This is a genomic window from Candidatus Zixiibacteriota bacterium (genome assembly GCA_019038695.1).
Taxonomy (GTDB): Bacteria; Zixibacteria; MSB-5A5; order GN15; family FEB-12; genus B120-G9.
Genome location: JAHOYZ010000007.1, coordinates 341,558 through 351,723, shown reverse-complemented (window position 1 = coordinate 351,723; position 10,166 = coordinate 341,558). Strand labels below are relative to the sequence as shown.

At 50.8% G+C, this 10,166-nt stretch carries 10 protein-coding genes and 1 pseudogene; 9 read left to right on the top strand and 2 right to left on the bottom strand.

Annotated elements, in window-relative coordinates; translation table 11 throughout:
* The first annotated feature begins 152 nt into the window (after positions 1 to 152).
* The 4 genes from KOO62_03420 to KOO62_03405 all read left to right on the top strand — a co-directional run bounded on the left by KOO62_03420 (position 153) and on the right by KOO62_03405 (position 3,657).
* Complete coding sequence (locus tag KOO62_03420) at positions 153 to 1,112, top strand: ribose-phosphate pyrophosphokinase (protein ID MBU8933036.1); 960 nt, start codon at positions 153 to 155, stop codon at positions 1,110 to 1,112.
* 40 nt (positions 1,113 to 1,152) lie between these two features.
* Entirely contained in the window at positions 1,153 to 1,857 is a 705-nt protein-coding gene (locus KOO62_03415) for a 50S ribosomal protein L25 (GenBank protein MBU8933035.1), read from the top strand.
* Between the two features lie 708 nt (positions 1,858 to 2,565).
* A complete protein-coding gene (locus KOO62_03410) occupies positions 2,566 to 2,961 on the top strand; it encodes a hypothetical protein (protein MBU8933034.1) in 396 nt (131 codons plus the stop codon).
* An 87-nt stretch (positions 2,962 to 3,048) separates the two neighbouring features.
* A complete protein-coding gene (locus KOO62_03405) occupies positions 3,049 to 3,657 on the top strand; it encodes a hypothetical protein (GenBank protein MBU8933033.1) in 609 nt (202 codons plus the stop codon).
* Between the two features lie 88 nt (positions 3,658 to 3,745).
* Here the strand turns inward: KOO62_03405 and KOO62_03400 are convergent, their stop codons facing one another.
* Together KOO62_03400 and KOO62_03395 are read right to left on the bottom strand one after the other, a co-directional pair.
* The gene (locus KOO62_03400; protein ID MBU8933032.1) at positions 3,746 to 3,943 is read right to left on the bottom strand and encodes a hypothetical protein; all 198 of its coding nucleotides are present in this window, start codon (positions 3,941 to 3,943) and stop codon (positions 3,746 to 3,748) included.
* Between the two features lie 95 nt (positions 3,944 to 4,038).
* A complete protein-coding gene (locus tag KOO62_03395) occupies positions 4,039 to 5,367 on the bottom strand; it encodes a hypothetical protein (protein ID MBU8933031.1) in 1,329 nt (442 codons plus the stop codon).
* A 256-nt stretch (positions 5,368 to 5,623) separates the two neighbouring features.
* Here KOO62_03395 and KOO62_03390 point away from each other — a divergent pair.
* The 5 genes and pseudogenes from KOO62_03390 (at position 5,624) to KOO62_03370 (ending at position 10,119) form a co-directional block, all read left to right on the top strand.
* A pseudogene (locus tag KOO62_03390) lies at positions 5,624 to 6,588 on the top strand (hypothetical protein).
* Between the two features lie 10 nt (positions 6,589 to 6,598).
* The gene (gene buk, locus KOO62_03385) at positions 6,599 to 7,666 is read left to right on the top strand and encodes a butyrate kinase (GenBank protein MBU8933030.1); all 1,068 of its coding nucleotides are present in this window, start codon (positions 6,599 to 6,601) and stop codon (positions 7,664 to 7,666) included.
* 16 nt (positions 7,667 to 7,682) lie between these two features.
* Positions 7,683 to 8,642 (top strand): phosphate butyryltransferase, encoded by a 960-nt coding sequence (locus tag KOO62_03380; GenBank protein MBU8933029.1) that lies wholly within the window; start codon positions 7,683 to 7,685, stop codon positions 8,640 to 8,642.
* Positions 8,643 to 8,654: 12 nt separating this feature from the next.
* On the top strand, positions 8,655 to 9,596 hold the full coding sequence (locus tag KOO62_03375; GenBank protein MBU8933028.1) for a phosphate butyryltransferase: 942 nt from the start codon (positions 8,655 to 8,657) through the stop codon (positions 9,594 to 9,596).
* Between the two features lie 82 nt (positions 9,597 to 9,678).
* Positions 9,679 to 10,119 carry a GNAT family N-acetyltransferase gene (locus tag KOO62_03370; GenBank protein ID MBU8933027.1) on the top strand — a complete coding sequence of 147 codons (441 nt, stop codon included), beginning with the start codon at positions 9,679 to 9,681 and terminating at the stop codon, positions 10,117 to 10,119.
* Positions 10,120 to 10,166: the final 47 nt, after the last annotated feature.

The following is a 10,166-nucleotide window of genomic DNA, read 5'->3' as shown; positions in this document are numbered from 1 at the left end:
GGTAAGACACCAGCCTTTGGAGCTGGCATTCCCAGGTTCGAATCCTGGCGCCCCAGCTAAATTATTCATGGCCCGAAAAGAACCTGCTTTGAAGCGGTTTATGGTCGTTTCAGATCAGGTTTAGCTTTGGCCTATCGGTACGGAAGCAACGTATGAAAGTTCGCGATGAGATCAGGTTAATCACCGGCAACGCCAACAGACCGCTGGCTGAAAAAATAGCCAAGTACATTGGTCTTCGTCTCACTGACTGTACAGTTACCAAATTCTCGGATGGCGAGATCTTTGTGCAGATCAATGAGAACATCCGGGGCTCCGACGTGTTCATCATCCAGCCCACGAATCCGCCGGCCGATAACCTAATGGAATTGCTGGTGCTCATCGAAGCCACACGTCGGGCTTCGGCCATGAGAGTCACCGCCGTTCTTCCTTACTACGGCTATGGCCGCGCCGATCGGAAAGATCGCCCGCGCGTAGCTATTACGGCAAAACTGGTGGCCAATCTAATTACAACCGCCGGTGCAGACCGCGTCATGACTATGGACTTGCATGCCAGCCAGGTGCAGGGATTCTTCGATCTACCGCATGACCACATGTATTCATCAACGCTGGTCAATGATTACTTCCGCAAAATGAAGCTTAAAAATCTCACCCTGGTGTCGCCTGATGTCGGCTCAATCAAACTGGCTCGTGTAACTGCCAAGGCGCTTGACGCGGAGCTGGCCATAGTTGACAAACGACGGCCGCGTCCGAACGAGTCCAAGGTGATGAATCTCATTGGCGATGTCGAAGGACAGAACATTCTCATTCGCGACGACATGGTCGATACAGCCGGGACTCTCTGCCAGGCGGCCTATTTCCTCAAGGAGCGTGGTGTCAAAGATATTTATGCCGCCGCCACCCACGGGGTTCTTTCCGGCCAGGCCATCGAACGTATTAACAAATCGCCGATAAAGAAGATGATAATAACTGATTCGATTGATACTTCTGCCAAACATTTGGGCGACAAATTCGAAGTAATTACATGCTCCGAACTGATCGGGGAAGCGGTCAAGCGAATTTTTGATGAAGAGTCGGTATCCTCGCTGTTCAGGGATCAACCGATGGTTATGTGACTATGAGAAACGAATCGTTTTTGGAGGTTTTTGCGACATCATGAATGAGATTCAACTTACAGCCGAACCTCGCACAGAGGTTGGCAAGGGCTTTGCCCGAAGAATTCGTGCCACGGGTAATATTCCGGCGATTATCTATGGCCCCGAAATCGAACCGGTTACTATCGCTCTCGACGAGAGGACGTTTCGGTCAGCCATGAAAAACGCCACCAGCAGCAGTATTTTCAGTCTGAGTGTTGGCGGCAAGGAAAACAAGGTGGTATTGCGTCAGATTCAACGTGACCCGGTTACAAGCCGCGTCACCCATCTCGATTTCCATGCCATCTCAATGACCCGACCCATCAGAGTGTCGGTTCCGATTACTATGGTTGGAACCCCGGTGGGAGTCAAGACCGATGGCGGCATTATGCAGACTACCATGCGTGAGCTGGAGATTTCCTGTCTTCCCGGCGACATTCCGGACCAGATTGAGGTCAATGTGGAAGAACTGGGAATCGGTGAGTCGATACATGTGGAGGACCTTGATCTCGACAAGGTAAACATCCTCTCGGAATTACGGCGAACAATCGTCGTCATCAGTGCCCCGACTGTCGTCAAGTCTGCCGATGAAGAGGCTGAGGAAGGCGAAGAAGAAGAGGTCGAAGGTGAAGAGGGAGTTGAAGGCGAAGAAGGAGCTGCCGAGGGTGAAGCTTCTGCCGAAGGCAAAGAGGCTGAAGGCGCTGACGCTACTAAGAAAAAACAATAGCTTTCAACGATATTTCGATGTTATAAAAAACCGCCGATTATTCGGCGGTTTTTCTTTGTTATACAACAACTCTGACTAATGCCACTATTCCCGACCATGTAGCTGGCAATAACTCATACGGACTTGGATTTCGTACAATGCCACGAACATAACCAATCCGGATGAGCCAATCATACGAGTCAAAACGCACGGAAAATTATTCCGGTCCTGAGTGCGGCTCTCAACTCATTGTAATTTATGTCATTACGTCAACGAGTCGTCTTAGCGACCGAATTGGTACACGACGTGTTACTTATGAGAGTGGAGATGTTTGAGTTACGGCAACCTTAATGTGAGTGCTGACGCTGCAAGTGCTTCTTGAGGGGTTGTGGGGGGTCGAGCAGGGACGCTCGACCAATGAGAGCCACGCATTACGGTCGAGGTAGTGCCGTCGGGTCCGGCAAAAGTATAGCCTGGAGGGGACTTGGGCAGAGCCGGACCCGATGGTGGTTTCTTTCCTGATTCCAATGTGGTCACCTTAAAATCTACCGAACTATACAACACTACAGAAAACTCCGCATCGCCTGACATCCCAGAACAAACTACTCATATTTTCTGGCATTATGACTCCGCATTGAATATTGTCAGAGATAGATTGGTATTACCGGTAGAGCTCGGCGCCAATAATCAGGCTCGAAGGTTGTCATTAGAATCAGGGAGGATATTACAATGCCATTCTGCCCCAAGTGTCGCTGCGAATACCACGACGAAATCGATGTGTGTGCCGATTGCCAGGTAAAACTGGTACCGACGTTGCCTGAGGAAGAATACCCTTCTGATGTCCCGGATTACAAGGATTGGGTTCATATGGCGAGGTTGACATCGCAACCGAGCGCAGATATGGTCGTCGAAGGGCTGCGTTCCAAGAACATCCCGGTTGTGGTTGTATCGGGCGCCGGTCATTTCGGACTCCTCGGTCAGATGGGACCGTCTTCATTTCGGCCTGTTGGCGGGGGTTACTCCGTAATGATCCCGAAAGATTACGTTGCCCAGGCAGACCATGAAGCCGGACTGATTCTCGGTGACGAATGGGAGAAGGCTAAGCTGTTGGACATAGACGACTGAACGGAAAGTTCACCCAAAGCCGTTGACATGACGGAACATCGGCGTATATTTAGGTCAACCAACTATCCAACATCACAGGAGGGTGTCATGTTCAGGTGTAAGATAGCAGCAATCTCGACCTTACTGATGCTGACTGTTTCGAGTGCTTCTGGCCAAGGAATGTATTTGGACAATAATGAGTCAGCCTTTGGATTCTACGGCGGCTTCATGTCACTTGGGAACAAGCAATCCGTGGCATTTGGTGGTGGATTCTCTATCCGCGGCAAATTCGATGTGTCTGTATCCCAATCGAATCTCGACGGACGGACGAGCCTGACGGCGGGGCTAATGTGTTGGTTCAAAGATAACAGTCCCAGTATTACCTCTGTCGGGCTAAACTTCGGGGTCGGCAAGGCTGAGGGGGGATCGCTGATCGGCTTAGTGGGAATTTCGGTGTCTACGCGGGTGATACGATCAACCCATGTGATAGTAGCTCCAATTGGAACGGTGGGACTAGCTGTTACAACTAAGCAGGGACAAAGTAGCCAAGCCATTGTCGAGGGGGGGCTCGGGATCGCGGTACGGACCGGCGAGAAGACTTCACTCGTTCTTGAAGGAGCTTTTGGTCACTCGGGAGAAACCTATACATCAGTCGGTGTTGGTCTGATTATAAGATGGGTACAGAAGGATCGAGGAGAGTTACTAGCAGAAAGGTGAAAACGCATCCGGCAGGAAATCCACAATATTTCCGGAGATCATTGATCGCTCAGTGAGTTCCAAAGCCGCAAAATCGCCCACTGGGACTTTAAGAAATATTCCGCATACGGCAGCCGACATCCCCTGTGCTAATAAATGAACCAATCGTTCCCCTCAGGACATCGCCACTGCTACCGGTAACCATGCCGTCATTATACAGTGTGACTAGCAACTCTGCGCCGTCAGTGCAGGCTTTGTGTAAATCGGGCTTGCCTGCGAAAGTATTGATACCGTCGGCATCAAACACGGTCGATTTGTCCTGACCTGAAAGCAACCGACGTATCAGTGCTGTGGTCTCGCGATGCGTCCCGATTCTGGTGGTAACCCTATTGTGCTAAGCCATCAATTCCCGAAGCGCGGGTTGACAATGTTGTTGTAGATTGATCCGAAGGAATAGCTGATTCCGAATCCCCCCCAGTAGCTGTAGTTGGAGGCTATTTCTCGGCGCCGAAGAAGTGTCTCTTCGGGACTGGCTCCTTCTTTTGATAGGGATAGTTGATCACGTTTCCAGGTAATACCACCGTATACATCTAATGAGAGTCCAGCCACAAGATTCAATGAGAGATCACTGTACAATTCTATTCGATATAGTCCCCAGTCGTGGAGGTAATTAGAGGTCCACACCATTGCCTCAGCCTCCCCCCACGGTTGGACTACCTCCAGGGCGACTGATAGACTCTGGTACTCAAGAAACTCAGATGTTTTGTCGTAGATTGTCTTTTCGTAATAATCAAAGTACTTACAGCCAATGAGATAGTCGATGCGCAGTTGACGATTGGTAGACTCTGAATAGGGAAAGATATTATACTCAATACCAACAGCAGCTCTGCCCGAGGCCTGTTGGTTAGAAAATAGTGATGAATAAACGTATGTTTCAAATCCAGCCGACCAGTGTTCGGTGAGACTCTTGGTTACAAAAGTATAAAAACTCTTACTGCGCGATAAGTAAAGGTCCCGAGATTCTTCATCTTCGAATACCTGCTCGCTGTATGAGCCGGATGCAGAAAGTTTGATTTTCCAATTCTCTGTTACGCGATTTGCAGAGAGTCTCCCGTTTAGATTAAGCCATCGATATCCTTCATCACCGTTGAAGTTGGTCTGTAAGCTGGTTTTGAAGACCCAGTAGTTCCATTTATCCTTGACTATTTTCTGCTGCTGTTCCTGTTCAAAACTGATGAAAAGTTTGTCGGCCACAGGCGTCCGGGCAGCGAAACGAACCAGCCCCAGTTCGAGCTGATGCAGCATACCTTTCCTGACTGTGTCATCAGTGTCGGACTCCAGTGACACATAGCGCAGAGTGTCCTGCATGCCGTCGAATATGTGCTGTCCAATGAAGGTTATCGTATACTCTCTGCCGCCGGACCCGGTGTGTTGTTTCGTGACGAGAACATGAACGTCAGCCTGATGCCGGTCGCGTACGAAGTCGACGAAGTTCAATTCTGATCGGAAAAAGTCCTGATCATCGTCATAGCTGATGTACAGTTTGAGCCGGTTGTCCTGGCTTGACACTGGTGTGGTAACATCACCGTCGGCCTTACAAATGTCTGTGAGCGAAAGAACTGCCAATAATACTATGGCCGGTATTACTAATGCCCTGGTTGCTTTTATCACGGGGAAATCCATTCTAATGCGGGACGCATCGTGTAAGTGAACACGATACAGTACCAACATTGGGTTGCCAGTTGGTCTTCATGTTGCATGGTTGCATTTCATAGTATAACGAAACCGGCTGTCGTATGTCAAACGTTGCCTCATCGTTATTTTCAAACGGCGCTTCCGACCCCCACACCCGAAATCCCTTGCCTGTTCTACCCTGGTTGGCTATCGTGGGAAAACCTTTCTCTGGATAGTCAGACGTTGGTTTGCACCGGGGAAGGCGATAGTTGTTAAGGAGTAGAAAAACACACAGTTATAGAGTGATTTGAGTATGAGAGAGTTATTATCAGGAAACGAAGCGGTCGCCCGTGGAGCCTGGGAAGCCGGAGTCAGGATGGCCGTCGCCTACCCCGGGATCCCTTCGACGGAAATCCTTGAGACCCTTGCGGTCAAATTCCGATCGGTATATTCGCAGTGGTCACCCAATGAAAAAGTGGCCTATGAGGTAGGCATCGGCTCCTCGCTTGGGGGAGCACGAACGCTGGTGACAATGAAGCATGTCGGTGTCAATGTCGCCGCCGACCCGTTCATGACCCATGCCTACACCGGAGTCAATGCCGGGTTTGTGTTGGTATCGGCGGACGACCCGGAGATGCACTCATCGCAAAACGAACAGGACAACCGTTTCTATGCCCGGTTTGCACAGGTACCAATGCTGGAGCCGTCCGATTCTCAGGAATCCAAGGATATGCTTATCACGGCATTGCAAATCTCTGAAGAGTTCGACACGCCGGTGCTGTTGCGTATGACAACCCGTATCTCGCATTCCATGGGAGTTGTTGAGTTGGGTGAGCAGATAAAGGTCGGGGCGAGAAGTTCGTCAAAGAACCATCCAAGTATGTGATGGTTCCCGGTCATGCTCGCGGACGCCATGTGGTAGTCACTAAGCGTCTGGAGAAACTGAAAGAATATGCCGAAACGACGGTATTGAATGTGATCGAGAACAACGGTTCGAAAATCGGCATTATCTCCGGAGGTATTGCTTACCAGTATGCCAAGGAAGTCCTGCCGGGTGCTGACTATCTCAAGCTCGGGTTTAGCTACCCCCTCCCGATGAAAAAAATAAGCGACTTTATCGCATCTCACGATCAGGTAATCGTAATCGAGGAACTGGAACCGTTCTACGAAGATCAAATGAAGGCGATCAAAACCAGAGTGAAAGAACGATTCGTAGAAATAAATCTCAAAGCATTTGAACGCGGTCGGCAGCTTAACTCAACCGGAGCGAAGGGGTAGGGGGAGAGCAGTGACGAAAAAAATGCTGATAGTCAATCCGGGTTCAACCTCCACCAAGGTTGCTCTCTTTGAAGGTGAGACGCAGCAGTCCGAAGAAGTCATTCGCCACGATGCCGACGAACTGGCCCGATTTGACAATGTTGCTGACCAGTTTGATTTCAGAATGGAGGGCATCAATGGGTGGATCGACTCACTGCATCTTGAAGCGGGATCACTTAGCGCCGTCGTAGGACGTGGCGCTCCTCTCAAACCATTAGAGGGCGGCTCATATGGGATTAACGATGAACTTCTCGAGGCAGTGCGGACCGGCAAATACTCAAATCACGCTTCCAATCTGGGTCCGCTCATCGCGGCTCACCTTGGAGTGAAATACGATATCCCCTCGCTCATAGCCGATCCTATCACGGTCGATAACTTCACCGATGTTGCCCGGGTTAGCGGCTTGCCGGAAATCCCCCGTAAATGTCGCGCCCATGCCCTGAATATCAAGGAAGTATGCCGTCGAGAGGCCATCAAGCTGGGCAAGTGTCTTGAGACCACCAGTTTTGTAGCGGCTCACATGGGCGGTGGTATCTCCGTAGCGGCTCTTCAGCATGGCAAGATCATTGATGTCAACGACGGCTTGCTCGGAATGGGGCCGTTCTCGCCCGATAGAGCGGGTGCGTTACCCGTAGGCGGATTAGTGAAGTTGTGTTTCTCAGGCAAGTATACCGAGAAGGAATTGGTCACAAAACTTTCCCGTCAATCCGGGCTGACGGCTTATCTCGGTGAATCCGACCTACGCGAAGTTGAGAAGATGATCGCCAAAGGTGACGAAAAAGCCAAACTGTGTTTCAGTGCTATGGCTTATCAGATCGCCAAAGAGATTGGCAGTGCGGCGACAGTTCTGTGTGGCGTCCTTGATGCGGTCGTGTTGACCGGTGGTATGGCCAACTCAAAGCAACTGATAGCCGAAATCACCAAGTACATTTCATATCTGGGTGATATCCGGGTTGTGCCTGGCGAGTTCGAAATGGAAGCACTGGCCGCCGCCGGGATGAGATATCTGGGTGGCGAAGAAGAATTGAAAGTCTATTGATCGGGTTGGATCGGTTATGACATTGCAGAAGAATCCTATTCATTCCTCCGATGAACTCGTCGCCCACGCGATTGCTATAGCCGATGCGGGCCGTAAGAAAACCGTTGCTGTAGCGGCCGCGCAGGATGCAGATGTGATCGGAGCTGTGGCTCAAGCTCAGGCCGACGGATTCATCAATGCTATTCTTGTAGGTGATGCAACCGCGATAAACAAACTCGCCAAAGATAACAAAATCGACATCGGTCACCTTGAGGTGATCGACGAGCCGGATATCAGCAAAGCCGCCCATCAGGCAGCGCGGCTGGCTTCTGAAAAAAAAGCCGATCTGATCATGAAGGGCTTTTTGCCTACCTCAGCGTTGCTGCGTACTGTTCTCGACAAAAAATATGAACTGCGCGGCAAGACTACGTTGTCACATTGCGCCGTACTTGATATTCCCGGCTACCACAAATTACTGAATTTCACCGATGGTGGCATGGTGGTCAGACCGGACCCGGAGGCGAAACTAATGGTGTTGGAGAATGCCATCATGGTGGGACGTGCGCTCGGTCTTTCGCCGGTGAAAGTAGCAGTCTCGGCCGCCATTGATCGCCTTTCCGACCGGATGCCGCATACCCTCACCGACCATGACTATGTCATTCCCCAAGCGATGAAGAAGTTTGATGACATTGTTATTCAGGGACCACTGACCTTCGATCTGGCCACTTCCAGCGAAGCAGCCGGCTACTACACCAGTACCGGGCCGGTCGTGGGGGATGCCGACATCTTTCTTGTGGACTCCATCGAGGAGTGCAACATCGTATGTAAAGCTCTCATCGGATTTGCTCAGGCAGTATTCGCAGGAGTGATTGTCGGGGCTAAAGTGCCGGTCTCGCTTGTCTCACGAACAGACACGATCAAAAACAAAAAAGCGTCGCTGGCCATTGCCTGTTTGCTTGCGGATTATTACGACCAGAGCCAGATCTGGGATGATTAGGAGCACGAAGTTATGACTTCCGATATCATTACAGCCGTTCCCGAAGTTACCAGCTTTGACCAGATTCACGCTCTCGCCAAAGAAAAAGCAGCGCGGAAAAAACCAAGAGCGGTACTGGCGGGTCCGACCCATTCAGATATTTTCGAAGCCTTAGCCGGTGCTATGAAGACCGGCCTGATTGATCCGGTCATCGTTGGCGAACGCGCTACGATTGAAAAAAACGCGGCCGAAGCGGGAGTCGCTCTCGATGGTATTGCCATTAATAATTGTACCGCCAATGCGTCGGCGGTGGCAATGGCCTGCGGTATGGTCACAGATGGGAATGCCGATCTTATTATCAGGGGGACAATTCCCACCGATCAGTTAGTTCAGGAACTGTTTGACGATGACACCGGTTTTGTCGGACGCGGACAATTGGCAAGTCATGTGTCGGTGATCGAAGCGGAGCGCTACCAGCGCCTGTTATTGTTGACTGATGCGGTCGTGATGCCCATGCCCGATCTCAAACAAAAAATTGGATTGGCCAACAACCTGATAGCTGTCGGTCATTGTATCGGTATCGACACACCTCGTGTCGCGGTGTTGGGCGCGGTCGAGGTTGTCTATCCGCAAATGCCGGCCACGGTCGATGGAGCAGTGCTGGCTAAGATGTCCGAGCGACACCAGATCAAAGGTGGGTTTGTTGACGGTCCTCTTTCGTTTGATTGTGCAGTAGACCCGGTTGCGGCGGAATCAAAAGGGATCACAACTTCCGAAGTGGCAGGTCGGGCCAACGCTATGCTGGCTCCGAACATCGAGACGGCGCATGGCGTGTACAAAGCGATGGCGCTCTATGGCAATGCCAAAGTCGGTGGAGTAATATTTGGTGGTCGTGTGCCGGTTGCTCTGGCGGCCCGTTCCGACAGCGCGGCGAGCATCCTCAACTCGATTGCCCTGGCTGTGCTGGTGGGGTAAACCAGGTGTTATGCTCGGGAGATGGGTAGCGGTATAGAACTCTTTAATGGATTCGTCATTCACGATTGACAAAGGCCAACACATGACACAAATCACTATCCACGAAGGCGTTGAATCCATCTCCAAAGAATCCATCCTCGCTCTCTACAACTCCGTGGGCTGGTCGACCTACACCAAGGATCCTGACGAACTCATGAAAGCGATCACCAACTCCACCTATGTTGCCACCTGCCATATTGAGGACAAACTGGTCGGGCTGGCCCGGTGTGTCTCCGATGATAGCTCGATTTGTTATCTTCAGGACATTCTGATTGATCCCGACTTCCAGCGCCGTGGCATAGGTCGGCAACTTCTTGAGCGTTGTAATGAACGTTTCAAACATGTGAGAACACATGTCATCCTCACTGATGACGAAGAACGCCAGGCTCAGTTCTATGAATCAATGGGCTACAAAAACACCCGTTCACTCAAACGCACACTACTCAACTGTTTCGTTAAAATGACCAATATGAAGCTGGAATAGGTCCCGTTCGACTCAGGTCGAATTCGAGTTGTGTTCCGAACCTATCC

What these genes read in the sequence shown, in the direction of transcription:
- KOO62_03420 (MBU8933036.1), top strand. Translation starts at nt 153, where the DNA reads ATGAAAGTTCGCGATGAGATCAGGTTAATCACCGGCAACGCCAACAGA.
- KOO62_03415 (MBU8933035.1), top strand. Translation starts at nt 1,153, where the DNA reads ATGAATGAGATTCAACTTACAGCCGAACCTCGCACAGAGGTTGGCAAG.
- KOO62_03410 (MBU8933034.1), top strand. Translation starts at nt 2,566, where the DNA reads ATGCCATTCTGCCCCAAGTGTCGCTGCGAATACCACGACGAAATCGAT.
- KOO62_03405 (MBU8933033.1), top strand. Translation starts at nt 3,049, where the DNA reads ATGTTCAGGTGTAAGATAGCAGCAATCTCGACCTTACTGATGCTGACT.
- KOO62_03395 (MBU8933031.1), bottom strand. Translation starts at nt 5,367, where the DNA reads ATGTTGGTACTGTATCGTGTTCACTTACACGATGCGTCCCGCATTAGA.
- KOO62_03380 (MBU8933029.1), top strand. Translation starts at nt 7,683, where the DNA reads ATGACATTGCAGAAGAATCCTATTCATTCCTCCGATGAACTCGTCGCC.
- KOO62_03375 (MBU8933028.1), top strand. Translation starts at nt 8,655, where the DNA reads ATGACTTCCGATATCATTACAGCCGTTCCCGAAGTTACCAGCTTTGAC.
- KOO62_03370 (MBU8933027.1), top strand. Translation starts at nt 9,679, where the DNA reads ATGACACAAATCACTATCCACGAAGGCGTTGAATCCATCTCCAAAGAA.